This is a genomic window from Sediminicoccus rosea (genome assembly GCF_033547095.1).
In the GTDB taxonomy this organism is placed as follows: domain Bacteria; phylum Pseudomonadota; class Alphaproteobacteria; order Acetobacterales; family Acetobacteraceae; genus Roseococcus; species Roseococcus rosea.
Window position 1 is genome coordinate 3,440,119 of sequence record NZ_CP137852.1, and the last position, 25,610, is coordinate 3,465,728.

Annotated in this window: 22 protein-coding genes; 10 read left to right on the forward strand and 12 right to left on the reverse strand. The window is 66.2% G+C overall.

Annotation, left to right across the window (positions count from 1 at the left end):
• Positions 1–464 precede the first annotated feature (464 nt).
• Positions 465–998, forward strand: a complete 534-nt coding sequence (locus R9Z33_RS16675; RefSeq protein ID WP_318647695.1) for a hypothetical protein — start codon at positions 465–467, stop codon at positions 996–998.
• A gap of 459 nt (positions 999–1,457) precedes the next feature.
• Positions 1,458–7,619: a hypothetical protein gene (locus tag R9Z33_RS16680; RefSeq protein ID WP_318647696.1), complete on the forward strand. Its 6,162-nt coding sequence runs from the start codon at positions 1,458–1,460 to the stop codon at positions 7,617–7,619.
• Positions 7,620–7,752: 133 nt separating this feature from the next.
• On the opposite strand, the gene R9Z33_RS16685 is transcribed toward R9Z33_RS16680, so the two are convergent.
• Entirely contained in the window at positions 7,753–8,145 is a 393-nt protein-coding gene (locus R9Z33_RS16685; protein WP_318647697.1) for a hypothetical protein, read from the reverse strand.
• Positions 8,142–8,534, reverse strand: coding sequence for a hypothetical protein (locus R9Z33_RS16690; RefSeq protein ID WP_318647698.1), 393 nt, complete (start codon positions 8,532–8,534; stop codon positions 8,142–8,144). The genes R9Z33_RS16685 and R9Z33_RS16690 overlap by 4 nt, the downstream gene beginning before the upstream one ends.
• Before the next feature lie 121 nt (positions 8,535–8,655).
• On the opposite strand from R9Z33_RS16690, the gene R9Z33_RS16695 reads away from it, so the two are divergent.
• Positions 8,656–9,225 carry a hypothetical protein gene (locus R9Z33_RS16695; RefSeq protein ID WP_318647699.1) on the forward strand — a complete coding sequence of 190 codons (570 nt, stop codon included), beginning with the start codon at positions 8,656–8,658 and terminating at the stop codon, positions 9,223–9,225.
• Between the two features lie 133 nt (positions 9,226–9,358).
• Here R9Z33_RS16695 and R9Z33_RS16700 read toward each other — a convergent pair whose 3' ends face one another.
• From R9Z33_RS16700 to R9Z33_RS16710, 3 genes are read right to left on the reverse strand one after another with little or no spacing between them, the layout of a single operon-like run.
• On the reverse strand, positions 9,359–9,778 hold the full coding sequence (locus tag R9Z33_RS16700; RefSeq protein WP_318647700.1) for a hypothetical protein: 420 nt from the start codon (positions 9,776–9,778) through the stop codon (positions 9,359–9,361).
• Positions 9,775–11,127: a recombinase family protein gene (locus R9Z33_RS16705; RefSeq protein WP_318647701.1), complete on the reverse strand. Its 1,353-nt coding sequence runs from the start codon at positions 11,125–11,127 to the stop codon at positions 9,775–9,777. Before R9Z33_RS16705 ends, R9Z33_RS16700 begins: the two co-directional genes overlap by 4 nt.
• On the reverse strand, positions 11,124–11,624 hold the full coding sequence (locus tag R9Z33_RS16710) for a DUF2924 domain-containing protein (RefSeq protein WP_318647702.1): 501 nt from the start codon (positions 11,622–11,624) through the stop codon (positions 11,124–11,126). The genes R9Z33_RS16705 and R9Z33_RS16710 overlap by 4 nt, the downstream gene beginning before the upstream one ends.
• Positions 11,625–11,892: 268 nt before the next feature.
• Here R9Z33_RS16710 and R9Z33_RS16715 point away from each other — a divergent pair, with 268 nt between their 5' ends.
• From R9Z33_RS16715 to R9Z33_RS24835, 5 genes are all read left to right on the forward strand, one after another.
• Positions 11,893–12,774, forward strand: a complete 882-nt coding sequence (locus R9Z33_RS16715; protein WP_318647703.1) for a hypothetical protein — start codon at positions 11,893–11,895, stop codon at positions 12,772–12,774.
• Positions 12,775–12,916: 142 nt separating this feature from the next.
• A complete protein-coding gene (locus R9Z33_RS16720; protein ID WP_318647704.1) occupies positions 12,917–15,709 on the forward strand; it encodes a hypothetical protein in 2,793 nt (930 codons plus the stop codon).
• A gap of 180 nt (positions 15,710–15,889) precedes the next feature.
• Positions 15,890–17,185 (forward strand): site-specific DNA-methyltransferase, encoded by a 1,296-nt coding sequence (locus R9Z33_RS16725; protein WP_318647705.1) that lies wholly within the window; start codon positions 15,890–15,892, stop codon positions 17,183–17,185.
• Positions 17,182–17,610, forward strand: coding sequence for a hypothetical protein (locus tag R9Z33_RS16730; RefSeq protein WP_318647706.1), 429 nt, complete (start codon positions 17,182–17,184; stop codon positions 17,608–17,610). The genes R9Z33_RS16725 and R9Z33_RS16730 overlap by 4 nt, the downstream gene beginning before the upstream one ends.
• Before the next feature lie 26 nt (positions 17,611–17,636).
• Positions 17,637–18,056 (forward strand): DksA/TraR family C4-type zinc finger protein, encoded by a 420-nt coding sequence (locus R9Z33_RS24835; protein WP_450104014.1) that lies wholly within the window; start codon positions 17,637–17,639, stop codon positions 18,054–18,056.
• Positions 18,057–18,272: 216 nt separating this feature from the next.
• Here the strand turns inward: R9Z33_RS24835 and R9Z33_RS16740 are convergent, their stop codons facing one another.
• The 3 genes from R9Z33_RS16740 to R9Z33_RS16750 form a co-directional block, all read right to left on the reverse strand.
• Positions 18,273–18,974: a recombinase family protein gene (locus tag R9Z33_RS16740; RefSeq protein WP_318647707.1), complete on the reverse strand. Its 702-nt coding sequence runs from the start codon at positions 18,972–18,974 to the stop codon at positions 18,273–18,275.
• A complete protein-coding gene (locus R9Z33_RS16745) occupies positions 18,974–19,771 on the reverse strand; it encodes a DUF3489 domain-containing protein (protein ID WP_318647708.1) in 798 nt (265 codons plus the stop codon). The genes R9Z33_RS16740 and R9Z33_RS16745 overlap by 1 nt, the downstream gene beginning before the upstream one ends.
• Before the next feature lie 95 nt (positions 19,772–19,866).
• The gene (locus tag R9Z33_RS16750; RefSeq protein ID WP_318647709.1) at positions 19,867–20,103 is read right to left on the reverse strand and encodes a hypothetical protein; all 237 of its coding nucleotides are present in this window, start codon (positions 20,101–20,103) and stop codon (positions 19,867–19,869) included.
• Positions 20,104–20,603: 500 nt separating this feature from the next.
• Here R9Z33_RS16750 and R9Z33_RS16755 point away from each other — a divergent pair, with 500 nt between their 5' ends.
• Together R9Z33_RS16755 and R9Z33_RS16760 are read left to right on the forward strand one after the other, a co-directional pair.
• A complete protein-coding gene (locus R9Z33_RS16755; RefSeq protein WP_318647710.1) occupies positions 20,604–21,578 on the forward strand; it encodes a Bug family tripartite tricarboxylate transporter substrate binding protein in 975 nt (324 codons plus the stop codon).
• A gap of 42 nt (positions 21,579–21,620) precedes the next feature.
• Complete coding sequence (locus tag R9Z33_RS16760) at positions 21,621–21,866, forward strand: hypothetical protein (RefSeq protein ID WP_318647711.1); 246 nt, start codon at positions 21,621–21,623, stop codon at positions 21,864–21,866.
• 36 nt (positions 21,867–21,902) lie between these two features.
• On the opposite strand, the gene R9Z33_RS16765 is transcribed toward R9Z33_RS16760, so the two are convergent.
• From R9Z33_RS16765 to R9Z33_RS16780, 4 genes are all read right to left on the reverse strand, one after another.
• Complete coding sequence (locus R9Z33_RS16765) at positions 21,903–24,272, reverse strand: heavy metal translocating P-type ATPase (RefSeq protein WP_318647712.1); 2,370 nt, start codon at positions 24,270–24,272, stop codon at positions 21,903–21,905.
• 14 nt (positions 24,273–24,286) lie between these two features.
• Complete coding sequence (locus R9Z33_RS16770; protein ID WP_318647713.1) at positions 24,287–24,691, reverse strand: hypothetical protein; 405 nt, start codon at positions 24,689–24,691, stop codon at positions 24,287–24,289.
• Between the two features lie 62 nt (positions 24,692–24,753).
• Positions 24,754–24,939 carry a DUF2933 domain-containing protein gene (locus R9Z33_RS16775; protein WP_431304032.1) on the reverse strand — a complete coding sequence of 62 codons (186 nt, stop codon included), beginning with the start codon at positions 24,937–24,939 and terminating at the stop codon, positions 24,754–24,756.
• Positions 24,940–25,009: 70 nt separating this feature from the next.
• Positions 25,010–25,606 (reverse strand): Spy/CpxP family protein refolding chaperone, encoded by a 597-nt coding sequence (locus tag R9Z33_RS16780; RefSeq protein WP_318647714.1) that lies wholly within the window; start codon positions 25,604–25,606, stop codon positions 25,010–25,012.
• Between the last annotated feature and the right edge of the window lie 4 nt (positions 25,607–25,610).

Here is a 25,610-nt window from a genome sequence, read left to right on the forward strand (position 1 = left end):
GGTTGGATTCCGGTTCCCACCGCTGCTCCAGTCGGTTTTCCAACCTCACATTTTCCCTTCCCTGGTAGCGCCGTGAACCGCAGGTCTCCTGGGGTTTTGCCGCGTTGGCTTGACGGTTGGAGAACGCAACAACTTCGGAAATCTCTCTCCGGAGGCCCGAAAATCTCCGAAACTCGGGACTTGGGCGATTTAGTCTACAAGCCTTAAGTTACTGAAATATAGATAATTCTTTGTCGAGATACGCGGGACGGTTGCGCATTGCGACCGGCAACCGGTCGAATTCTGGGACCGCAAAACAGCGCACTCCACCCAAGGTATTGCGCCGATGCTTCGCGTTGGGGACCTCGCCGTGAGGCGCAGAAATCGGGCCGCCGTAGCGAACTTCAATTGAGGCGAATCCGTACTCGCAGACTAAGTGTGACGACCGTCGTCAGCGCGCCGCCTTCCCTCGGAACACAACCTACATGAACGAAGAAGATCGCGTCTTCGCCCGCTTCAAAGGCAACAAGCCGGAGGCTTCAGGCCGGCGCGAACAACTGACGATACCAGGTCGCGCCGGGACTTCGGGCAGCAGGGTCGTGGAGGTTGTGCACGTTCGGTCCAACGCAACGATGAAGGACCGGCCACGCCACGTCGACACGCGTGTTCGCGCTGCGCCCTGGGACGGCAGCTTCCTCGCAAAGCAGACCGCCGCGGGTGCTGTGCCGGTCCAGCCGATGGCTGCTGAATCGGCAAAGCCGGTCCGACACATCGTTGCCAAGGAGGAGTTGCCATCGGTGGAGACCGGAGGGGCGCCATTGCCGAGCGTAGGGGAGCCAGTCGTTGCAACGCTCCAGGGACGCGGGAGGCCTCACCAAGAGACGCCCTATACGCCGACGAGGCGCATTGCTGACCCGTTCGACGCAGGCGACGACGGTGCCAACTGCCTGCGCTGCGGCTACTCGATCGAAACAAAGCGGCAGAAACGCGGGCTAATGACCTGCTCCGAATGCGGATAAGTCAGGCCGCCTTCCCGACATTGTCCAAAGTTGGCCAAGAGTCGAAAGCCTTCTACGTTATTCTGCCATCGTAGAAGCTGCCGTAAGGCTGACGGCAACCGCTCAATACTGGGGACATCGGCGCAAGCGGTAAACGGGCCGGCCAGGGTCGAAGCTGAACCGCAACGTCGAAGGCCATGGCGTCAAGTCGCCGGGGACGTTCGGATCATGGTCGTGCTCTCGCGGAATGCCGAGCCGACATTAGCGCCGATCTCCCTCGATGTGGGCGCTCGTCGAATGGTCGCCCCAACTAAGGGCACAAAAAGCTGATCTAGTCATCGGTCAGCTGCAGATTAAGGCTTCCGCTTCGACACAGGTCTGCGCGCGAGCACTAACCACCTATCCGCATGTTCCGCATGCGTCCCCGGGGCGGTATGGTTCGTCTAGATGCCCTCGATTCGCGTAAACCGGCACCTTCCCGTGCCCTTTCACGAGATGCCCTCCGACGGGTTCGAGGCAATGACGGTCTCTCTCTTGGACAAGGAGCCGGGGGTCGTCAGCGCTACCCTTTATCGCACAGCTCGCCAGCTTCAATACGGCATCGATGTCCTCGCACGTCGCCAGGACGGCACTATCGAGGTCGCCTCGTGCAAGTGTTACGCGGCCGTGGACAAGGGCGAGCTGAAGGAGTGGTCGGACGACTTCCTGAAGCACTGGGACGGGCACTGGAAGGACCAGAAGGTTCGCCGCTTCACTCTCGTCGTGGCGGCGAACGTCCACTCGGCACAACGTGACGCGGAAGTCCAGCAGGAACGAGAGCGGTTCCTGCAAATCGGGGTGGAGTACGAGGTGTGGGCCCCTCATCAGATTCAAGAGAAGCTCAGACCACATTCCGGTATCGTCGCCCAGCACCTCGGCATGGAGCACCTGGAGCGGGTCTGCGGCGTCGTCTCCGCACCGTTTAACATGCTCTCGGCGGCTAGCGCGGTCCCGAACGGCCCGTCGGCGGCGGCCCTCGACGACCTGCGGAGGTTGATCTCGCAGTCGGTGGGGCACCGGCTCGATCATCTGCTGGCTCGCTTCCGGACCGGGGAGGTTTCGGCGACGGCCGCTGCACTCCAGGAAATCCGCGGTGGGACGGAGTGGGATGCGCTAGAGGCGGGGACGAAGGCTCGCGTGCTTCGGCTCCAGGCGTCCATTTTTCTCCACGCTGGTCATGACGCGGCCGCCTCGACGCTTGCCGATGAGGCGGACGCCCTCGAGCCACAGACGGAGCCCCGTCTCCGGGCGGTGCTTACCTATCGCCGCGCCGGTGCGTCCGCCGCCCTTGAGGTGCTCGGCGATCCCACGTCCCAGGACGGCGCGCACCTCCGCGCCGCGCTCCTACTCGACCAGGGGAAAGTAGCGGCAGCGGGGGCGGTCCTGGCCGACCATCAGGCGGTCGAGGCGGACCACGCGGAAACGCTGCGGTTACGGGCGCTCGTATCGCTCATGGAGGGTAGCCGAGAGACAGCGCTGCGCTTCGCGGACGCCGCCCACGCGGCAGCGCCGGGGTCGCCCGCGACGATGCGGGTTGCCGCCATCGCCCACTACGCCGTGGCGCTCTCCCCTGCCTTCGGTCCGGAGCACACAATCCAGCCCAACCCCGTTCCCCTCGATCTCGTGCGCGAGGACGCGACTTCACGGGGCCACATCCTTCGCGCCCTCGAGATCCTCGATGCGATGGGCCGCAAGGAGCTAGACGCCTCGGAGCGCCGGGAAACCGAGGTGTTCGCCCTCGCCTGCCTATGCAACTTGCGGGACCGGTCCGCCGACGCTGCCGCACATCTCAAAAGGATGCTCTCCGCAGATCCGGCGTGGGTGGCCGCGGCTCATTGGGGACTGGCGCGGGGCCTGCCCCTGGACCGGGGCGCCCTTCGGGATGCGATCCAGGATCGGATCGTGCGCGGGGATGCCGACGCCGATGGGGTCATTCTCCTCGCGTTGCTAGAGGCGTCCGACGGCAGGGTCGGGGAGGCGATCGCCATCCTGGAGGCCTCGACCGCCTTCCCCACGCCCGAGGCGCTCGCCATTCGGGATGGCTGGCTGTGGAAGTTGCGTCGCACGCAACCCGGAGCGGATGAGGGGGCCGACGAGCCTGACGCGATCTATCTCGAGAGGACGGTGGAGGCGGCGAGCAGCTCGGGCGACTGGTCTGCAGCCGAGGCGCTGTTGGGGCGGCTCGCGGCGCAAACGGGGCGTCCGGACCCGCTTATGCTGCCCCTGGCGCAAGCGCTCGCCGCCTCGGCGCGTTGGACTGCGATCCTCCGCCATAGGGATGCCCTGCTGGCGCTGGGGACGTCGGAGCCGGTCCGGGTCATCGTCTATGCAGCTGTGCACGGGGGCGAGCCCAGGACCGCGCTCGACATCCTCCGCCTTCACCGGGAAGTCTTCCCGGGAGGGCGGCTCCCGTCCGACCTTGCTCGCCTTGAGGTAGATGCCCTCGCGGGGGTGGGCAATCAGGCGGGAGCGATTCGCAACGCGGTGCTGCTGGCGAGCGCCGAGTCCTCGACGGTGGAGGACCAACTCATGGCGGTGGCGGCGCACGTGCGGGCGGGAGATGTCCGAGCCGCCGTGCCCTTTGCCGAGGCGGCCAGGCGTTCCGGCAGGCTCGCACCATTGCATGCCATCCAACTGGCCCAGGCGATCGCACCCGCAGACCAAGCTGTAGCGACTTCCCTGCTCCAGCATGCCCTCACGGGCCCCATCGAGCCCGAACTCGCGCCGGGGGCGATCTCGCTCGCATTCCGCCTCGGGCTCGAGCGCCAGGCCGCGCCCCTGCTGGCCGGGGTGATGCCGCTGGGCGACCAGCCAGGATCGGGCGTGTGGACCGTCGATATGGAGAGCCTTGAAGACTTCCTGCGGCATCAGCACGAGGTAGCCGAACGCCTCTCCCGCATGCACAGGTCGGGCGACGTTCCCGTCCACCTCGCCGCCGACCGAGGCGGAAGCAACCTAGCGCGGCTCTACCTGCTCGAGGACGAGGGACAAGAAGGGCGGGGCGGCTACCCAATGCTTACGCTTCACGGGAGCCGATCGGCGAGGAACGTTGAGTCTCCCGAACTTGGGGATGGGCCAGTACATGTGGACGTCACTGCCCTACTGATCGCCGATCAGCTCGGCCTGATAGACCTGCTGGAGCGGATGGCGGGTCGAGTCCTCCTTCCGCCCTCGTTGCCCCACGCCCTCCTTCAAATGGAGGAGAAATTGCGACCACACCAACCCGCAAACCTCGCGGCGATGCGCGAGGTGGCGCATCTCGCTGGGACGACGACGGTGGGGATCTTAAGCAGGGAAACTACTCCGACGGGCCAGGAGCTCGGAGGGCTGCGGGGCGACGGAGGACTGGGGCAATGGTTCCTAGACTTTGATCGCGATCATGATGATCCACCGCGCTCTATTCCCCACGCCGGGATGGGGACGCTGAACCTTCGGGGCATGGCAGACGCACTGTTGGCAGAAGGAGCGATCGACCCGGATGTTCACCGTGCGGCACTTGATCGCCTCGGCCGCGCAGGGGACAGGCCCGCGATCGGCACGCCCGCCCGGCACGACCAGGTCGTCTTGGCGGATTTCGTAGCCGTCGAGCTCTCGGCGGCAGGAATCCTGGCGAGCGCGGCACGGATATTCCGTCTTCTTCTCGGCGACGACGCCCTTCAGGCGATACGTGCGGAAATCGGCCGTGCGGAGGAACGAGAGGTCCACGCCAACAGGTTGGCCATTCTGCGGGCGCGAATTGCGCGGAACCTCGTGGCCGGTACGTTCAGCACTCTTCCATCGGCCGAGCGGGAAGATGCCGACAACGCCGGCCCCACGACCCGCTGCCTTGTCGAACTCCTCCGCGCGCCGGGGACCGAGGGCGGCATCACCTGGATCGATGATCGGTACATCACAGCCCATGGTCTGTGTGGCGCGAACCGCGTGTTCGACACCACGGCGATGCTGGAGGCGCTTGCGCAAGCCGAATGGATAACACCGGGCCAGCGCTGGACGGCCCAACTCCTTCTACGGGAAGCGAATGTACTGTTCGTCCCGATCACGGCCGATGAGGTCATGCATCACCTTCGCGCCGCCCCGGTCCGGGACGACGCGGTCGTCGAGACTGCTGCCCTCGCCACCCTGCGTCGATATGTCGCGAAGGCGCTGGCGGCGGCGACGGACCTGGATATCCGACCCGTGCTGGCCGGAACTGGTCCCGGGGAGATGCCATTCCTCCTTGCCCTCCGGAGGCTGGTCGAGGACACGTTGCTGGCGATCTGGACTGCCGACGAGGGCACCATCGAGGAGCGTGAGATCCGATCGTCGTGGGTGTGGTCCTCGCTCCGGGTGGACCAATTGCCCGATCTCGGCCTGCCCGGCACTGCGCCGGGCTCCTGGCGATCGCTTCTCACCCTCGGCTATGCGGCACTACTCGCGAATGGGGTGCATATCCTCCTGCAGGTGAAGGGAGCGGACCAGAGGGGCAGGTTGCAAGCTTATATGGCGTGGGTAGGCGGTGCCGCAGTCCCACCGTGGATCACGGCCGACGACGTGTTTGCAAAAGACGTCGCTGACATACTGGCCGGAATGCTTACTGGCCTTGGCGACGAGAGCGAAGGCGGTCGCAAGCTAGGGCGGGAAGGTCGTAAGACCGTACAGGCGCTGCTTGGGGAAGTTGTGATGAACGTGCCGGAGCCGTTCCATGACCACTTACTCGCACTTCCCGTACTATGCCGCGCCGCAGGGATTAGCCGGAGCGAGGTCATCATGGTCGGGGGGCTTCGGTTTATCCCATCCTCCCTTTGGAAGGCCGTCGAGGCGGCGCTCGCTGGAGGAAGGGCCTCGGTCAAAACGAGCGACGGCCGGGGCACGCTACGCCTGAAGACCCGGCAGGGACGAGCCACCGGTTTGGCGTTGTCGGGGGCTCTGGAGGGGGTTCTCGATGACCCCGCGCTTGGGCTCCTCTCGCGGGACCGAGCCGTCAGGCTCAGGACGGCGCGGACTATCCTGGACGGTCTGGGGATGGCACCCGCCGACGCCGCGGCTGCGGTGGAGAAACTCGCCGCGGCTGAGAGGTTAGCGGATAGGATGGATGCGGCCACCCGTCTGAGACAGGCGAGCATCCACGCTCGGCGGAGAGACCTGCAGGAGCGGCTTCGGTCGCGTGCGACTATTCCTTGGAGCGATTTCGGCCCTCCTGATCCGGGATCGCTCCTCCGCTACGTTGGGCTGCTGCCTAACTCCGGCACGCCTGAAGGCGACAGGTTCGCCGATGCCGCCCGCAGGCTGGTTAGAGATTTTGGCACAGCTGAGGCCGTTCGACGGCTCGCCTCCCTTCCGATCCCCCTTTCCGACGAGTTGCTCGCCTCCATTCGGGCTTTGCCGATGCATGATCGCGCGGACCTCCTGGTGGATCTCGGCGGCGCGGCGTCCACGCCGGTGCAACGCCTGCACTGCCTCAGGATCCATCGAGATCTGCGGGGCGCCGGTATCGGCGATCGCGACGCCTTCGCCGAGGCGTTGCGCGCGCTGCCCGCGTTGTGGGACGCGCACGCCCGACTGTTTCTTGTCCTACTCAAGCAGTTCGGTGAGGAGCTGCAACCAGACGGCCCTACGTCACGTGGCTTGAGTGCCGAAGAGGCGATCGTGGCTTCCTGGATGCATGCGGATCACGTGACACGCTCGATCCTGGCGGCCGGATCGGAGCCGGTGGAAGCGGCGCGACGTCTCTCAGGCCGTCGCGTCCGGCGCGAGGCGGCACGCGCAGTTCTCTTCCGCCAGGGTTACGACAATGCGGCCGCGGCACCCGCGTCCATGACCTCAGAGGGGTTGCTGTTCCACGGATTGGGTTACGCGCTCGGAACCGAGCAGCCCCGAGAGGACGCATTGCCGGATGTGCATCTTCTTGACGGGCTCCTAGACATCCTCTCGGCCGGAACCGGGGATCGTCGGATGCCCGCCCCCTGGATATATGCGGACAGAGAAGGCGCGCGTGACGTCCTCGGCACGTGGTTCCGAGAACGGCCATCCTGGCTCTTCCCTGAAGAGGTCGGCGTGACGACCGAGGCCGCCCGTATCACTGTTGGCTCGGCGCTCGGAGAGCTGAACGTTGTCCAGGCAGGCCAAGCACGGCTCTGGCTGGTTCTCAGCATCGTGGCAAGGCCGCACCTGGACGAGGAGCGCCGGGGCATCGCTGCGAAGGCTGTCTCCGCCTTGGACCTTCGGAAACTGGGTGAGAACGACTCGGAGATCGGGATGGTCGCCTTGAGGTGTGCGGCGGAACTCGCCCAGGCTTCCGGCAACGATGCCGCGCGATCGGCCTTCGAAGAGAAGCTCGCCTGCTATGCGGAATGGTTGGCGGAGCGGCGCGGCGGACGATTGCTCCCGGGAGACAAGGAGGATGTTGTGCTGAATATGGTTGAGGCAGCAGCGGCCTGCTCACGGTCCGACAGCACGGCCGATGGCTTCGACCGCTTCGGACGTCTGATGATCGCGTTGGCGACCGCATGGCCAAGCATCGCACCGCATGTCCGCGACGTTATCGGTTCGCTTGCCTCGGACGCTCATCCCACAACGTCGGCTCCGATCCAGGATGCTTGGCTGAAGCTCCGCGCCATGAACTGAGAATAGTCGCTTCTGTTTCGCTACCCCCTGAAGCGGAGTTGCCAAGTCGCAGCGACGTCCGCTTCCGAGGCCCCACGATCGCGCGTTTCATGACCGTTTTGAACTCGAAACAGACACCGCAGACGAGGACCAACTATCCTGCCGCCACGCGCTTGCGCTGCTCTGCCCAATTCTCGGCAACGGACGCGAGCAACCTCAGCAACCCATGATTAGGAAAAGGCCGGTCGTCCAAGATCTCCTCGACGAGGTCCGGGGATAGTAAGGTGAGTCGGAGCAGGCGCCCGAGGTAGCCGCGGTCGATCTTCTCAGCCGACGCGAATTCGGTCACCGATCCGTACCGCCCTTCGTCCAGCAGGCGCTGGTACCGGAACGCCCTAGCCAGCGCCTTCACGACAGCCGGGTCCGCGCGGCTGGCAAGCGCGGCTGGCGTGATCTGCTCACCAGCCGGCATCACTACCACTTTCCGCCCCGGCCTCCGCCGGATAGCCAGCGGCACCCGGACTGTGATGCTGGTCGTCACCGTCATGCCGCCGCCCTCAGAGCATCGGGCCGAATGGCAGTGAGATCGCGGACGAGGCCGCCGAGCCCGTCCAGCCGCAGCCGAATGTCCGCGCCCCCCGGGCCAACCACCACCCGCTCCACCAGCAACCGCACAATGCGCGCCTGCTCCGCCGGGAACAGTTGCTCCCACAGCGGGTCGAGCCGATGCAGCGCGTCGTGGGTCTCGCCCTCGGTTAGGTCCGGCGCCTCCCGGCGCCCCGCCCGCCAGGTGCCGACCACGATCTCCGGCTGGCGCAGCAGCGCCCGCACCTGGTCCACGACCGCGGTCTCGATCTCCGCCGCCGATACCCGGCGGACGATGCTGACTTCGCCCTTCAGCAAGCTGCGGGCCATACGAGAGGTAAAGTCGGCCATTCTCTCAGGCGTTGGCCAGCGACAGCGCCCGGCCATCTGTGCAAAGGCTACCTCCTAGGGCAACACTGCCATCATACTCAGTGCAGCGTGACTGCCGCCGTTTGCTTGGCAATACTCGGGCATGATCGATCCAGCTCTCATCGCCCGACGTCGGGCTTTTAGCCGAAAGCCATACGCCACGCTGTCCGACGTCGGACTGGACGGCGAATACGTTTCCCCACTCCAGATCTTGGCCGCCTCACCAAGTGGCCCGGTTCTGATAGCGTACCACTGGCTTGATGCTGCCACAGCGCGCAAGAAGGCGGCGTGCCTTCGTAATCTCGGCTACCTGCCCACCTTGAACTTCAACAAGGTGGTCGACGCGGCGTTGAGGATCGGCGGACTGACGAGGGCAGACGTTTACATGACACAAGCCTTCCACCTTCTCCCCGCCAAGCGTTCGGCTGCCATTCCGGCAGGCGATGTGGATGCCAGCTTCGCGGCCATAACCCGGTATGAGCTTCAGGGGCGCCGGGTGATAGCCCTAGGCACAGCCGCAGCAAGGGCGTGCAAACGAGGAGGCGTGACACCGGAACAGATTGTGATGCACCCCAGTGCCCGTGGGCTCTCGTTCGATGCAAAAGCGAATGTTTTGGCCAGCGCGATCCTGAAACTCACCGTGCCAGCTAAAGCGCTCGAGAAAGGTATTTGAAGACAATCATCCAATCGATTTCTTCGATTGGGACATATGCCTCCACTTCTTTTACATTCCGCAAAAAGACGGGATTTACTTCCGTTTTACATAGATCGTGAGTAAATCGGAGACCGATGTTGCCCGGATAGCGTCAGGCCGTGCCCACGTGGCGATCGATGCTTCCTCCGCGCAGCAGCAGCCGGTTCCGCTGACACGCCCAGGCCTCGGGGATCGGCTCTATCAGTTTAGGCAATGCGATGCTTGGAGGAGCCTTTCCATCGAGCACCAACTCGACAATGTCTGGCGCCAGCAAGGTCAGCCGAAGCAAGCTGCCTAGGTAGCCCCGCTCGACCTTCTCCGCCGCAGCCATTTCCGTGATCGACGCATAGCGCCCCTCGTCCAGCATCCGCTGATACCTGAACGCTCGTGCCAGCGCCTTCACCAGCGTGGGATCGGCACGCGTTGTAACCGGCGCCACGCCATCCGGCATCGGCGTCACGACCATCTTCCGGCCGGGCCGGCGTCGGATGGCCAGCGGCACCCGGACCGTGATGCTGGTCGCGGTCGTCATGCGGCAGCCCTCAGAGCGCCCGGGGACATGGCGCCTAGGTCGCGGACAAGCCCGTGCAGCCCCTCCACGCGCAACCGGATATCGGCGCCATTCGGACTCACCACCACCCGCTCCACCAGAGATCGCACAATGCGCGCTTGTTCCGCCGGGAACAGGTGCACCCACAGTGGATCAAGCCGATGGAGCGCGTCGTGGGTCTCGCCCTCGGTAAGGTCCGGCGCCTCCACGCGCGCCGCCCGCCATGTGCCGACCACGATCTCGGGCTGCCGCAGCAGCGCGCGGACCTGGGCGATCACGGCCGCCTCGACCTCGGCTGCCGACACGCGCCGCACAATGCTGGCGTCGCCGGCGGCGTCGCCCTTCAGGACCCGCTGGGCCACGTAGTAGCGGTAGAGCCGGCCGTTCTTCCTGGCGTGGGTCGGCGACAGTGCCCGCCCGTCCACCCCAAAGATCAGCCCCTTCAGCAGCGCAGGCGTCTGCGCCCGGTTCTGGTTGGCGCGGACTCGCGGGCTGATCTGCAGGACGGCGTGTGCCCGATCCCAGAGTTCCCGCGGCACGATGCCGTGGTGCTCGCCGGGATAGACCTGCCCCTTGTGCGAGGCCTCCCCGACGTAGGTCCGATTGTTCAGCAGCTTGTAGACATCACCCTTGTCGAGCGGTCGCCCGGACTTGCTGGTGGCGCCCTCGGCCCGCAGGCGGGCCACCGTCGCGATGCCCGACCCGGTCTCGGCAAAGATCTCGAACACGCGGCGCACGCGTGGGGCTTCCTCCTCGTTCACCACCAGCTTCCTGGCTACCACGTCGTAGCCGAGCGGCACCTTGCCCCCCATCCACATGCCACGGGCGCGGGAAGCCGCGAATTTGTCGCGAATGCGCTCGCCGATTACCTCGCGCTCGAACTGCGCGAAGCTGAGCAGGATGTTGAGCGTCAGCCGACCCATGCTGGTGGTCGTGTTGAAGCTCTGCGTCACGGACACGAACGTCACGCCGTGCGCATCCATAACCTCCACCAGCTTGGCGAAATCCATCAGCGAGCGGCTGAGCCGATCGATTTTGTAGCAGACGATCACGTCCACCAGGTCGGCCTTGATGTCTCGCAGCAGGCGCTGCAGTGCTGGCCGCTCCAGGGTGCCACCGGAGAAGCCGCCATCGTCGTAGCGGTCGCGCAGCAGAACCCAGCCCTCGGCCCGCTGGCTGGCCACATACGCCTCGCAGGCGTCGCGCTGCGCGTGCAGAGAGTTGTAGGCTTGGTCCAGCCGCTCATCGGTTGAGACCCGGCTGTAGACCGCGCAGCGAAGCTTCTTAACGGTTGCCGGCATGGCCGGCTCGATGCGGGTTCGGCGGCTCATGCCCCTGCCCTCCACTTCAGCCCAAAGAACGTCCAGCCGTTCCAGCGCGTGCCGGTGATGTGGCGCGCGATGGATGAGAGCGACTGATAGGGTCGCCCTTCGAATTCAAAGTCGTGCTGCCGCACCGTGACCACGTGCTGCACACCTTGCCATTCGCGGATCAGCCGCGTCCCTGGCAGCGGCCGGCTATCGGCCCGGATGCGACGCAGGACGACATTGCCGCCGTCCAATTGCTCACCCAGCGCCACAAGCCGCTCCACCGTCTCGGGCTTTAGCCCGCCGTAGGCCAGCTCTTGAATCCGGTACGCGAGGCGGCTTGTGATATAGCTCCTGCTGAACGGCGGCGGCTCCTTGCCATAGAGCTCGCGCCATTGCTGCTTCAGATCGGCGATGGGCGCGGTGTGCAGGGCGGCTAGCCGGCCCAGCACATCGGCCTTGGGGATCGCCGGAAACACTGGCTGCTCCAGGGCAGCCGCAGGAGAGGTTCTTCGGGTCATTTGCGTCCCTTCGTGGTTGGGCTCGCATGACCGCTCTGGTCGGTGCGGAAGTGTAGCGAACTTTCTCCGTGAACCCCCTGCTCCCGCTCGATATCCTCGATGGTGCGGCTGCGGAGTCGCACCAAGCCCAATGCAAGGTTGGTGCAGACCTCGCGCAGGTGTGGCGGGAGATGGAGCAGGGCGTTGCCTGAGCTCATCGTCCATCTCCCCCGCTGCGAATGAGGGATTGCTTATGAAGAGACCTTCTCAAGTGAGCGGAGCTTCGGCTGTGGAGGTGGCCCCCGCACTTCCGTTGCGCGATGCGGTTCTGAAGTGGTGCAGCCAGCCGCTGGTCTCTGACGTCCAGGTTGCCGAGTGTCGGCTGACCTACGCTGAACATAACCACCTGGGGTTGATCTTGCTGAGCGAGCGCGAGGCGCTGAGGCAGCCAGATCGCTTCGACCACGCGTCGAGCGGCGACTACAACGCCCTCCGCACTGCGTGGGATTGCGTTTTGCAGGATTTGCGCAGGCGGATTGAGAGCAACGCGCTCTTCGTTGATGGCGTCCGACTGGCGCCCGAGCGTGGGACGCTGCCTGAGGAAATCAGCAACCACTGGGCTGCAGACATGAGCTTTGACGTCATGCGGAACACGATATCGCTCGGTCGCGACAGGTTTGGTGCAATTCGTGTCTCGACGACACGAATACCGCTGCGATCTGACAGAGCCGGTATGGAGATTTCGGCCGGCGCGCATCCTGATAGTGAGCCGTCCACCGAGGCCGCGGCTAGCAGTGCTTACCCGGGCCGGCCCTTCAAGCTCACAAAGGCCGGTCTTTACGACTTGGCGCCGGAGGATGTCGTGCGCCTGAGCGACGACACGCTGCTGGCACTCTTGGAGGAACATGCACGACGAGTGATTGGAACACCGGACGCAAAGTTGATCAGCCCAGGCAAGGTCTCCTTCCTGCCAATCATCCTCCGCAAGATGATCCATCGAGCGGAGCGCGGCGAACTGCTGCCCCGCCTTGCTGATGAGGGCGAGTACCTCGCCCAATGGATTGCATCGAAAGTTGAACATCATCACCTGCCGGCTGCTGGCACCATCACCAGGACGCTCGGCAGGAATTATGCAGTGCTGAAAGCGCGATCCACGGCCGCGACTCAATGATTTGATTCCCTGAATCGCGGCTCTGGATCGCGTGGATTCACAGGGCCTTATCTCCGTCCAGTGAAGGCGGAGTGGCGCTGTGCGAGATCACCCTGTTGAAGTCGCTGATGATCGGAAGGGCCTCGAAAGAGGCCCGACGGAGATGCGAACTCGTCGTGAGTTTCGCCTGACCTTCGGAACAGCTGATGACCAAACCGCGCCGTGGACCGACATCCGAAGCCTCACCTGGTCAGATATCTGCGGCCTACTGACGCGCCACCAGATCGGCCCCAAGAAAGGCACCTGCATCGTGCCCGCGTGCTTTCGCGGTAAGCGACGCAAGAAGGTTGACGCAGACCGCATTGAGATTGCGATGCTCGACAGCGATGCGGGCGCAACCCTGGACGAGATTGCAGCTGCCCTACGAGCGCTCGGCTGGGCCGCGATCATCAGCTCGACCCATTCGCACCTGAGCATCCACACAACGGCCAAGAGACTGAACTGGGACAGGTTCAAGCAGGCGCATGGCGACACACCTGACCTCGCCCAGGCATTCCTCCAAGCGGAGCGCAGCTACCTCCCCGGCATCGCGGTCGGCGCCAGGCTGATTACTGAGACCGAGAATGAGGTCGTGCTCGAGCATCAGCCCTGCCCCAAGTTTCGCGTCACCATCCCCCTGCTACATCCGTGGGTCGCCGGGTCCTATCCCGACCAGAACACCGCAAATGCTGCCTGGGCCAATGCTATCGCAGCCCTCGCTCATGCGCTGGGGCTGCGATATGACGAAGCCTGCAAAGACACATCGCGGCTCTTCTACCTCCCGCGGCGACCTGCCGATGCCCCCCCACCCGAAACGATGGTCCTGGATGGCGCCGCGTGCGACATCTTCAGTCTGCCGGCATCTCTTGCTGCGGTCGGCTCCCCGCGCAACAGAACGCACACCGCTCGCGCCGCGGACCAGAAGGCGCAGCACAGGACCTGCACCGGACCGCTCGGCTTTGGTTTCGACTTCGGTCATTTAGAGGTCAGTGACCCAGAGACGGGCGAACTGTTCAACCTCACGACCTGGGCTTCCAGCAGCGCCGCGCACTTCCAGATCGTAGACGCCCTTAAGGAGCGTCGGCCTGACATCCTGCTGGGCAAAGTCGCCGACGGCACCAAGCATCACATCCGCTGCCCCAATGAGGAGGCCCATACCCAGGCAGGGGCAGATCACGCCACCTTCCTCGTCAACGCCAGCGAGAGTACCAGCAGCGGCTTCGTGATCCACTGCCGCCACGCGCACTGCACGGATCGGGACAGGCTGCTCTTCCTCAAGCAGATGATCGAGCAGCGATGGCTCACCATCGAGGATCTGCAGAACCCTGTCTTTCTGCCAGGGCAGCCGGATCCGCTCCCCCTCATCCGTATCAAGGGCGGCGCGCTGCCTGAAGTCATCCAGCAGGTCGAGGACGCGCTGCTGGCCGAGCCATTCCGCATCTATCAACGTGGTGGTGAACTTGTGCGGCCTGGCCGAGCCAGCACCCCGCTAAAGAATGCGGCCAGCCATTCAACACCACGCATCGTACCGGTCGAGGCGCACGCGCTCGTCGAGGTCATGTCGCAGGCCGCCCGCTGGGAACGCTTCGACGGCCGGACCAAGGAGTGGACGCGGATTGATGCTCCACTGACCGTCGCCAGAACCTATCTCGAGCGACGCGGCCTCTGGCGCCTGCCTGCGCTCGCCGGCGTCATCACGGTGCCAACCCTCAGAGCCGATGGCAGCATCCTGCAGGAGCCAGGCTACGACAAAGCCACGGGGTTGATCCTTGAACGCGATCAGGGGGCCTGCGCCAGCATCCCGGACCAGCCGTCCCGCGCCGATGCTTCAGCGGCCCTGGCCCTGCTGAGCCAACTCGTCGAGACCTTCCCCTTCGTCGATGGTGCCAGTCGCTCCGTGGCCCTCTCCGCCATCCTCACATCCCTCATCCGCCGAGGCCTGCCCACCGCGCCGCTCCACGCCTTCTCAGCACCAGTCCCAGGCTCCGGGAAATCCATGCTGGTCGATCTCACCAGCGTGATCACCACGGGGCGCAGCGCCGCTGTCATCGCCCAGGGTCAGGGTGAGGAGGAACTTCAAAAGCGCTTGGGCGCACTCCTCCTGGCGGGCGACCAAGTGATCGCCATCGACAATTGCGAGGCGCCACTGGGCGGGGAGTTCCTCTGCGCTCTCCTGACCCAGCCCGTCGTGCGTGCCCGCATCCTTGGGCGATCTGAGGCACCCGAACTGCCCACGAGCGCCTTCATCACAGCGACGGGCAACAACCTGGTCCTACTCGGCGACATGACCCGGCGCGCGCTGTTCTGCCAGCTCGATCCCCAGGTCGAGCGCCCTGAGCTACGGGAGTTTACGAGCAACCCACTCCGGCAGGCGGAGCAGGATCGCGCCGCGCTAGTGTCCGCAGGTCTCACGATCCTCCGCGCCTACCACGTCGCAGGATATCCCGATGCGCCGACGCCGCTCGGCTCGTTCGAGGCCTGGAGCCGGTGGGTCCGCGGCAGTCTGATCTGGCTGGGCGAGGCAGATCCCGTGCAGACCATGGAGACCGCACGGGAGACAGACCCGAGGCTCGATGCCCTCTCCAGCATCCTTGCTCAGTGGCACGCCATCATCGGTGGCACGGCTGTCAGCGTCCGGGACCTCATCGAGAAAGCTACCCAGATGAACACGCCGCCCGAGCAGGCCTTCCCGCGCACGCCCCGATACGAGTTCCGCCATCCCGACTTTCGCGAGGCGCTCCTCGTCGTGGCCGGAGACAGCGGCGTGATCAGCAGCCGACGCCTCGGGAAGTGGCTCGCTGCCCAAGCCGGCCGTTGGCTGAACGGCCTCTGCATCCAGCGCGGCACCGTCGTCAGCGGCAATCAGCGCTGGACCCTTACGCAACAGAATGGAGGTGAGCATGCGCGCGCAGCGTGATGCCCGTGGTGGGTTTGGTGGATTTAGTGGGTTTCTTTTGACCCTTACGCGAGAAGTGTCAGATGCATTGATTACTATATATCCGTGTCTGACAGTTTTATGGGGGAGGCGGGAACCAACCCACCAAATCCACCAAACCCACCACCTCGCCCCGCGCGCCCTCTGCGCCGGAGGTGCCGCATGAGCGCCGCACCCTTTGCGCAGGCCAGCGCCTTCCCGCGCTACAAACCCGCCCGGGTGGATGAGCTCATCCCCTACGCCCGTAACGCCCGAACCCACTCAGACACCCAGGTCGCGCAGATCGCCGCCTCCATACGGGAGTTTGGCTTTACCAACCCCATCCTGGTCGATGGCGAGCGGGGCATCATTGCCGGGCACGGGCGCCTCATGGCCGCGCGCCTGCTGGGCCTTACAGAAGTGCCAACGCTTGAATTGGCCCATCTCACGCCAATCCAGCGCCGCGCCTACATCCTCGCCGACAACCGCCTGGCCCTCTCCGCCGGCTGGGATGCCGACATGCTCCGCCTCGAGTTGGGCGAGCTCCAGTTCGAGGGCTTCGACCTCGGTCTCACTGGCTTCGATAGCGACGAGATCGCAAGCTTCCTCGCCGAGCCCACCACAGGCCTGACCGACCCCGACGAGGTCCCTCCCCTCCCCAAGACACCCGTGTCCCGATTGGGCGACGTCTGGGTCCTCGGGCGCCATCGCCTGGTCTGCGGCGACAGCACCGACGCCGACACCGTTGCTGCGGTGCTTAGCGGAGTGCGGCCCCACCTCATGGTGACCGATCCGCCCTATGGCGTGAACTACGACCCCGCCTGGCGCAACGCCGCCCTCACCGGCAGCCAAACCCAGCGAACCGGCAAGGTGCTGAACGACCACAGGGCGGATTGGCGCGAGGCCTGGGCGCTCTTCCCAGGGGACGTCGCCTATGTCTGGCACGGCGCGCTCCACGCCACGACAGTGGCCGAGAGTCTCACCGCCTGCGGCTTTGACATCCGAGCCCAGATCATCTGGGCCAAGGAGCGCCTGGTGATGGGGCGCGGCCACTACCACTGGCAGCACGAGCCCTGTTGGTACGCCGTGCGGGATGGCGCCACAGGACACTGGGCCGGCGATCGCAAGCAGACCACGCTTTGGTCCATCAGCTCCCGCGCCCAGGATGCGGACACGGTTCACGGCACCCAGAAACCCGTCGAGTGCATGCGCCGGCCGATCGAGAACAACTCCTCCCCCGGCCAGGCCGTCTACGAGCCCTTCTCCGGTGCGGGCACAACCATCATCGCCGCGGAGACCTCGGGCCGCGCCTGCCACGCCGTTGAGCTCTCCCCCGACTATGTCGATGTCGCTGTGCTCCGCTGGCAGGCCTTCACAGGCCAGCAGGCGCGGCTGCACGGCGATGGCGCCAGCTTTGCGGAGATCGCACAGGCCCGCGGGACTGCGGCGCCTGGTGAGGCCTTGGAGGGCACAGCATGACCCAGGGAGTCCGCTTCGAGCCCACCGACGAGCAGCGCCGCACCGTCCGCGGCATGGCTGGCTACGGTATGCCCCACGTCGACATCGCAACCTTCCTCGACATCGACGCCAAGACACTCCGCAAGCACTTCACGCGGGAACTGGACCTCGGCTCGATCGAGGCCACCACGAAGGTCGCGCAGAGCCTGTTCCGCATGGCGACCGAGGGCAAGAACGTCGCCGCGGCGATCTTCTGGATGAAGGCCCGCGCAGGCTGGCGCGAAAAGCAGCCTGAGGCGCTCATGGAGGACGACAAGCCCATCACAGCGACCGTGAGCATCGTCCGCACCATCATCGATCCCATGGATCCCCAAGCACCGCCTCAGGTCATCGAGGAGGAGCGTCTGCCATTCGAAATCCCCCGCCGATCCGTCAAAAATCCCTGAGGTGCAGTCGGTCGGATCTCGTTGGATTGCATCTGTTCAACACCGACCAACGACCGTTGCTCGGTGGTGAACAGGCTGGGCGCGGTTGCAACGGCGTGGCCTCCATCGCCATGCGCTTGGAAATAGCGATGCAAGCGCCCATCTCATCCAAGAGACGAACGGAAGTCAGCAAGGTAGCGTCCATGGCAAGCGGCTGGGCTCCGGATGGAGCTGTCCAGGATCAGATCGACGACACCGTCGCAGATGGCGTGCTGCGCGCTCGCGCTCGTATGCCGGCTGGCACAGGCGAAACGCACTGCGTCGAATGCGGCGACGAGATCCCGGAGGGGCGGCGCCGTGCGGTTCCCGGTGTCCTCACCTGCGTCAGCTGCCAGACCGCGCGGGATCGCCAACCCGTAAGCTTTGGCATCAACCGCAGGGGCAGCAAGGACAGCCAGCTGAAGTAGATTGAGGCTGGCGTGATAAGCACGGCCGGTCAGCTCCTTCGATCCGTCATGCCTTCGGCACGACCGTCCCGTATGGAAGAGGCGGCAGCTGTCCGCCTGCCGCCGCATCCACAAGGTCCCGACGCCCCCGCGGATCATCACGTGAAGGTGTATCCCGCGACGCCTCGACATGCCCGGCTGGCAGCCAGCCCGCGGCCCCCACCCTCGCCGGCGGCGCTACGCACCTCTGGTCCGCGCCAGCACCCGCGCCACCGTCGTATGGGTCCAGGCCCCTCGACCCTGCGGCGTCGGCACCCCGCGCTTGTTCAGCGCGCGCGCCATGGCAGCCTGGCCCTCGACGCCTTCGGCGTAGAGCCGCTCCACCTCCAACACCAGGCGGTGTGCCGCCCGTTCCGCCGTCTCCCGCCGCACCAGCGCCGCCGCAGCGGCGTCCGGCCCCGCGGCAGGCCGGTAGCCCCGATCCCCGCCCAGCACAGCCCCACGGACCTTGGCGGCCGCCAGCGCGGCCTTGGTCCGTGCGCTGATCAACTCCCGCTCCTTCTGCGCCATAGCCGCGTAGATCCGCATCATAAGGTCATCGGCCCCTGGCATATCCGCAGCACGGATCGAGACCCCGTCCTCCAGCAGTTGCGACAACGTGTGGGCGCGGCGGGTGATGCGGTCGAGACGCCCCGCCACCAGCACAGCGCCAAGCTGGCGGCACTTGAGCAGCGCCGCCTGGAACCCCGGCCGGCGGTCGTCCTTGCCGCTGGCCACGTCGCTGAACTCCGCGACCAGGGTCCAACCCTGGGCTGCTACGAAGGCCCTCACGCTGGCCTGCTGGGCCTCCAGCCCCAGCCCGCTCTGCCCCTGCTCCGCAGTCGAGACCCGATAAAGCCCGACCGCGTAACGCTCGCTCGTCTGACGATGGTGGAACATCAGCCTGCCTCTGCCGCGACCTCGCCTTCCGCGAGGCGGTAGATGGTGTAGCTCCCCTTGGCGCCCTGCTGACCCGGGCCGACCTGCCGCACTCGCTCCAGCACCTCCACCTGATGCCCCTTGCGCTTGAGGCCCGCCAGGAACCCTCGGACCGTATGCGGCGCCCAGCCGGTCGCTTCCATCACCTGAGCGATGGTTGCGCCCTCCTCACGGCCGAGCAGCCCCAGCACCGCCGCCTGCTTGGTGCCCTGCCGTGCCCCCTGGAGGCCGCCAGAGCCAACGGGAGAGTGCTGGCGGGGCAGCGAGGCCTTGAGCACCTCCAGGGCCTCCTCGAGGCCGTCCTGCGCCTCCCAGGCGGCCAGCGTTGCCACGGCCGCGTCGCGCAGGCTGGGGCGGGGTGTGGTGGCGCGCTCGAACCTCGACACCTCATTCGTCGCACCTGCGCACTTGGGCGCCTCGATGGCAGGCGTGGGGTTCCCATCCTCCGGCGCGGTCGACGCCGCCTCGGGGGCTGTGTCGACCACCATGTCGTCTGCATTCGGGTCGATGCCGATGGCGCCCAGCCCCTCGTCCGTGATGCGCGCCACGACCCAGGTGCCGTCCTCATCCTGGCGCCAGCCGAGCCCGACGTGCTCGCGCGGCGCGCTGATCTCGGTGAGCAGGTTGCTCTTGATCAGGCTGCGAAATACCGCGTTGCGCGCCGCAGCAGGCAGAGTCTTCGGAGCGCGGGCCAGGCCCATCTCGTGCTGTGCGGCGGCGCTGAGGATCACGCGCTGGGTGTCGGAAAGCTTGATCATCGTGGTGGTCTCCGGTTCGGGGAGCCAATCATCGGCCCCTACTGCCGGGAGCCCCGCCGGCGTCGCCGGTCGGGGCGGTGCGGGAGTGGGCCGCTTCAGCAGGCGTATTCGCCGCGGCGGAAATGCTGATCCGCAATGTCCTTCAGCTTCGCGGTCGCATCCGAGAGCCAGGCCGCTTCACCCCAAAGCACCTTCTCGGGATCCGCGCCGAAATGGTCCTCGCTCGCCTGGGTGAGTTCCGTGAGGAGGGCGTGGAACTCGGCCTTCTTCGCCAGGAAGGTGGTCAGGCTGTTTTCCTGGTTGCGGGCAGCGCGGGCTTCGCGGTCGGTCATGCTCGTCTCCGTCGTGGTGCAGGGCAGCCCTGCCGGTGACGGACCATTCGCTCCAACTCGGAACCGAGCCAAGCGATTAACGGATCAGCTTATTGCTCTTCGCCTGGGTGAACGTCGCCCTGCCGACGCAGGGGCAAGTGGCCCTCTCCTATCCTCATCAGCGAAGTCGACCTCGGCCCGCTGCTTGGTATCATCGCGGCATCCGCCGTCACCTACATCGACCCCTCACTGCGAGACGCAGGATGGGGGCTGCTCATTGTGGGCGGCGCCGCAGGCCTGTCAGGGGGGCTCGGAACCCGGCTGCTGGATCTGGTCGTCGCAGGGCTGCAGCGGCGCCTGGGATCGTGAAGGCCATGCGGTCAGTGTCCGGAAGCCTCGTGACAGCGCCGTCGGTTCAGATCGCGAAACGGAACGCCACATGACCTCATCCTTACGTTGACAGCCGGGATCACGCCGAGTTGCCTATCATCGCCCCGCGAGAGGGCGAGGAGGAAACGACCATGAAGAAGCGCCAGATCCTGCGCGCTGCGGCCGGCCTTGGACTTCTGGCCACCCCCGCCTATGCACAAGCGCCTTTCCCCAGCTCCGGCATCCGCATGGTGGTGCCGTTCCCGCCAGGTGGAAACACCGACATTTTTGGGCGCATGTTCGCCGAGCCCTTCGGGCGAGCGCTCGGCCAACCCGTGATCGTGGACAATCGCGGCGGGGCGGGCGGTCTCATCGGCTCGGCCGAGGTGCATCGTGCCCGACCGGACGGGTACACCTTGATCTTCCAAAGCCCGACGGCCGGGATCACCGGTCCACTCACACGTCGCGTGCCGCCCTTCGATCCCGTGACGGGGTTCTCGCATATCGCCATCCTCGGCATCACGCCGCTCGCCCTGGCGGTCAACCCGCGGCTCGGCGTGAACAACCTGGCCGAGTTGATCGCGCTCATCCGCGCGCAACCGGGCCGGCTCAGCTATGGCAGCTCGGGCATCGGCGGCGCCCCGCATCTCTCGACGGAGCTGCTGCGGACACGGGTCGGCAACCTCGATGTGGTGCATGTGCCCTACCGAGGCTCGGGGCCGCTCACCCAGGATCTTCTCTCCGGCACGATCTCCTTCGCCGTGGACGCCTTCACGACGCTGCTGCCGCAGCACAACGAAGGGAAGCTCCGGATCATCTCCGTCTTCGGCGAGCAGCGCGCCGCGGTGGTGCCCAACGTGCCGACCGCGCGCGAGAGTGGCTTCGACGTCGTGACCCGCATCGCCAATTACCTGGCCGCGCCCCCCGGCACGCCGCCGGACCGGCTGGAGCGCCTGGCCGCTGCCGCTCGCGCGGCGATGTCCACGCCCGAGATTGGCCGCGCACTGGAGGCCATAGCCTTTGTGCCCGTGACGGATTCCACACCCGAGAGCGCGACGCGCTTCATCGCGGAGGAGGCGGCGCTCTGGGGCCCCGTCATCCGCGCCGCTAACATCGAGATCGAGTGAGTGGTCCTGTCTCGCTTTTGTGGACACTGGTTCGCGGCGGAGGTGTCCTGGGATTTGCCCAGCCTGGCGGCGGGGGCAACGGCGCTGCTCGATGTCACGGTGAACGGGGCACGGGCCGGCGACCTCGCGCAGGCGTCGCTGGTGTCATCGACGCGGTTCATCGAACTCGACGCGGCGGTGTGGTCGAACAACACGGTGCGCGTCATGGCGCGGAATATCTCCGCGGCGACGTTCGATCTGGCGGCGGCGACGCTGTCTGTCGGGGTTGCCAAGCGACGGGTGCCGTGAGGCGCATCGCAGAACCGTCAATGCGCTCCGACTGGGTCAATCCAACCGCGTTGTTCGCAGCCGAAGTGCATTCCCGACCACGCTCACCGACGACAGCGCCATGGCCGCCGCCGCGATGATGGGCGACAAAAGGATACCAAACATCGGATACAGCACCCCCGCTGCGATCGGCACACCAGCCGCATTGTAGGCAAAGGCGAAGAACAGGTTCTGCCGGATATTGCCCATCACGGCCTCCGACAGCCGCCGCGCCCGAACGATCCCCATCAGATCGCCGCCCAGCAGCGTGATTCCCGCGCTCTCGATCGCCACGGCCGTGCCGGTACCCATGGCGATGCCAACCTCGGCCGCCGCCAGTGCCGGCGCGTCGTTCACGCCATCGCCCGCCATCGCCACACGGCGCCCCTCGGCCTTCAGCTTTTCGATGATGCGCTGCTTGTCCTCAGGCAGGACCTCCGCCTCAACCTCGGTGATGCCGAGCCGCCGCGCCACCGCCTCAGCGGTCGTGCGGTTGTCGCCGGTCAACATCACCACCCGCACGCCCTCCTTGGCGAGGCCCGCGAGGGCTGCCGCCGTCGTCTCTTTCACCGGGTCGGCCACCGCGACGATGCCGAAGGCATGGCCATCCACCGCCACGAAGAAGACCGTGGCGCCATCACCGCGAAGACGCTCGGCCTCCGCCGATAGGGCGCCGACATCCACCTTGGTCTCATCCATCAGCCGGGCGTTGCCTACCGCGACCTGGCGTCCTTCGACCGTGCCGGTCACGCCGCGACCCATAGGGGCATCGAAACCCTCGACTGACGGCACGACGATCCCGCGCTTTTCCGCCGCCCGCACGACGGCTTCGGCGAGCGGATGCTGGCTCGGCCGTTCCAACCCCGCAGCGAGGCGTAACACCTCCTCCTCGGCCACGCCTGCTGCCGGGATCACAGCCACGACGTCCGGCCGCCCCTGGGTGAGCGTGCCGGTCTTGTCGACGACGAGCGTGTCAACCCGCTCCATGCGCTCAAGCGCCTCAGCGTTCTTGATTAGCACCCCCGCCTGCGCGCCCCGTCCCACGCCGACCATGATGGACATCGGCGTCGCCAGCCCCAGCGCACACGGGCAGGCAATGATCAGCACCGTCACCGCGGCGACCAGCGCGAAGGCGAGACGCGGCTCCGGTCCCCACACCGCCCAGACTGCGAAGGCGGCCAGCGCGATGCCCACGACTACGGGTACGAACCAGCCGCTGACCTGATCAGCCAGGCGCTGGATCGGCGCGCGGGAACGCTGCGCGCCCGCGACCATGCGCACGATCTGCGCCAGCACCGTGTCCTGGCCAACGCGATCGGCCCGCATGACGAAGCTGCCCTGGCCGTTCAGCGTGCCGCCGACGACCTGATCACCCACTGTCTTGGTGACCGGCACTGCCTCACCCGTCACCAAGCTCTCATCGACGTTGGAGGCACCCTCCAGCACGGCGCCGTCGAGCGGCACCTTGTCACCAGGACGAACGCGCAGCCGATCGCCGACCATAATGACGGCCAGCGGCACCTCCTCATCCGAACCATCGTCGCGCAACCGACGCGCCTGCGCCGGCGCCAGATCGAGCAGGGCGCGGATGGCACCGCCTGTCTGCTCGCGCGCCCGCAGTTCGAGCACCTGGCCGAGCAGCACCAACACGACGATCACCGCAGCGGCCTCGAAATACACCGCCACCGAGCCATCAGCCGCGCGGAAGGCAGCCGGGAAAATGCCCGGGGCGAGGGTGGCCACGACGCTGAACACCCAGGCGACGCCGGTGCCGAGTGCGATCAAGGTGAACATGTTGAGGCTGCGGTTCACCAGGCTCTGCCAGCCGCGGACGAAGAAAGGCCAGCCCGCCCAGAGCACCACGGGCGTCGCCAGCGCCAGTTGGATCCAGTTGCCCACGCGCGGCCCGCCAACAAGGTGCATCATCCCCGTCAGGTGACCGCCCATCTCCAACAGAAAGACCGGGATGGTCAGCACAAGCCCGATCCAGAAGCGCCGGGTGAAGTCCACTAGCTCCGGGTTGGGTCCCGTCTCGGCCGAGGGGGTCTCAGGTTCGAGTGCCATGCCGCAGATCGGGCAACTGCCCGGCCCTGGCTGCCGGATTTGCGGGTGCATCGGGCAGGTGTAGATGGTGCCCGGCGCCACCGCCTCTGCGCGCAAAGGCGCACGCGCCTGCAGATACTTTCCCGGTTCGGCGATGAACTTGGTGCGGCAACCGGCTGAGCAGAAATGGTAGGCATGCCCCGCATGATCGGCGTGGTGCGCGGTCTTTGCCGGGTCCACCGTCATGCCGCAGACCGGATCCTTCACGGTGCCCGATGCCGCCGCAGTCCCTTCAAGCTCAGGATCGTGCTGGCCGTGGGCGGTGTGGGGGCCGTGATGTTCCATGTCCGTTTAACTCCTCAGCGCGCGAAAGGTCGCGCAGGCGGCCGCGCTGCCAGCATCGCCAGTGGCGGCAACAGCAGCCATTGGAGGAAAGGGGCGAGCCCGGTTCCCCACGGCGGAAGGCGCGGCATGGCGGCCGTGTAGGTCCAGGATTGGCGCAGATCGACATTCAGCCACTCGCTGAACACCGTGTAGCCAAGGCCAATCAGGGTCGCGATCAGCGCGACGCTCCCCCATCCCTGGCTCGGCCAATGCCAGGATCGGGTCAGCAGGATCGCCGCCGCCAACGCGACGGCAGCGATCATCGCGTCCCCGCCAGTGCAATGAAGGACGGCGAAGGCGATCTCGCCCGGCATTCCCTCCAGCCACAGCGTGTAGAGGGGGAGCTGCGCGACTTCCCAGGCGAGGTTCAAGGCGAGCATGGCCGCGAGGTAGCGGGCCGCGGGAGCAGCCCATCCAGCCCAACCCCGCGGTAGATAGTGGATCACCTGGCGCCGTTGCCACGATCTGAGGCGGCGTCTTGCCCGCCGCCGCCATGGCCATGCCCGTGATGCATGAAAAGGTGCATCAGCGGGCAGGCGAGGAGGATGAGATAGGGAAGCGCGCCGAACGCGTGGCCCCAATGCTCCCGCAGGATGTAGAAGGCCCCGATCAGCGCGAAGCCGATCACAGCTATTCCAGTGCGAGTACGCCACCAGGAAGGCGTTCCCTGCGTGTGGACTCCGTCCATTTGATCCATGTCACGGCATCCTCATGCTGCGCAGATGTTCGGCCATAAGCTCGTCGGCGGTGCGGCGCTGATCCTCGGACAACGCCGCATAGAGCGGTGTCGCTGCCGAGTTGACCGCGCGCATCGCTTCATGATGGGCGGAGAGCAGGGCGATCCGACGCTCCATCTGTTGTGGCGCCGTCCCGGGGCCGGTGGTGCCGCCCATCGCCTGCTGCGTGACCTGACGAAGCCTGTCGCCCTGGGCGCGGACGGCGTCGGCGAAGGCGGCCCATTGCGGGAGCTGGTCGTCGGTAATGCGCAGCTCGGCCCGGAAGAAGGCGAGCTGCCCCTCAATGCGGCGGAACGGCTGCATCGCGGCCGCGGCCATCCGGCCCTGCATCATCTGCTGCATCATGCGACCCATGTCGCCGCCCATCATGCCGCTCGGGCCGGCCAAGCCGGCTGCCGGCGCCCCAAGCGGCAATACGGGCGGCTGGGCGGCAGGCGGCGCGTCAGGGTGATGGCCCTCGTGTTCCGCACCGGCCGGGAGCGTCGTTTGTGCGAGCGCCGTGCCGGCGAGCCCAACCGCCAGGACTGCCGCTGCGGTGTAGGTGCTGAGCTTCCTCATGGTA

Coding starts and splice junctions, on each gene's coding strand:
- R9Z33_RS16675 (WP_318647695.1), top strand. CDS start 465: ATGAACGAAGAAGATCGCGTCTTCGCCCGCTTCAAAGGCAACAAGCCG.
- R9Z33_RS16685 (WP_318647697.1), bottom strand. CDS start 8,145: ATGACGGTGACGACCAGCATCACAGTCCGGGTGCCGCTGGCTATCCGG.
- R9Z33_RS16690 (WP_318647698.1), bottom strand. CDS start 8,534: ATGGCCGACTTTACCTCTCGTATGGCCCGCAGCTTGCTGAAGGGCGAA.
- R9Z33_RS16695 (WP_318647699.1), top strand. CDS start 8,656: ATGATCGATCCAGCTCTCATCGCCCGACGTCGGGCTTTTAGCCGAAAG.
- R9Z33_RS16700 (WP_318647700.1), bottom strand. CDS start 9,778: ATGACGACCGCGACCAGCATCACGGTCCGGGTGCCGCTGGCCATCCGA.
- R9Z33_RS16705 (WP_318647701.1), bottom strand. CDS start 11,127: ATGAGCCGCCGAACCCGCATCGAGCCGGCCATGCCGGCAACCGTTAAG.
- R9Z33_RS16710 (WP_318647702.1), bottom strand. CDS start 11,624: ATGACCCGAAGAACCTCTCCTGCGGCTGCCCTGGAGCAGCCAGTGTTT.
- R9Z33_RS16720 (WP_318647704.1), top strand. CDS start 12,917: ATGCGAACTCGTCGTGAGTTTCGCCTGACCTTCGGAACAGCTGATGAC.
- R9Z33_RS16725 (WP_318647705.1), top strand. CDS start 15,890: ATGAGCGCCGCACCCTTTGCGCAGGCCAGCGCCTTCCCGCGCTACAAA.
- R9Z33_RS16730 (WP_318647706.1), top strand. CDS start 17,182: ATGACCCAGGGAGTCCGCTTCGAGCCCACCGACGAGCAGCGCCGCACC.
- R9Z33_RS16740 (WP_318647707.1), bottom strand. CDS start 18,974: ATGTTCCACCATCGTCAGACGAGCGAGCGTTACGCGGTCGGGCTTTAT.
- R9Z33_RS16745 (WP_318647708.1), bottom strand. CDS start 19,771: ATGATCAAGCTTTCCGACACCCAGCGCGTGATCCTCAGCGCCGCCGCA.
- R9Z33_RS16750 (WP_318647709.1), bottom strand. CDS start 20,103: ATGACCGACCGCGAAGCCCGCGCTGCCCGCAACCAGGAAAACAGCCTG.
- R9Z33_RS16755 (WP_318647710.1), top strand. CDS start 20,604: ATGAAGAAGCGCCAGATCCTGCGCGCTGCGGCCGGCCTTGGACTTCTG.
- R9Z33_RS16765 (WP_318647712.1), bottom strand. CDS start 24,272: ATGGAACATCACGGCCCCCACACCGCCCACGGCCAGCACGATCCTGAG.
- R9Z33_RS16770 (WP_318647713.1), bottom strand. CDS start 24,691: ATGCTCGCCTTGAACCTCGCCTGGGAAGTCGCGCAGCTCCCCCTCTAC.
- R9Z33_RS16780 (WP_318647714.1), bottom strand. CDS start 25,606: ATGAGGAAGCTCAGCACCTACACCGCAGCGGCAGTCCTGGCGGTTGGG.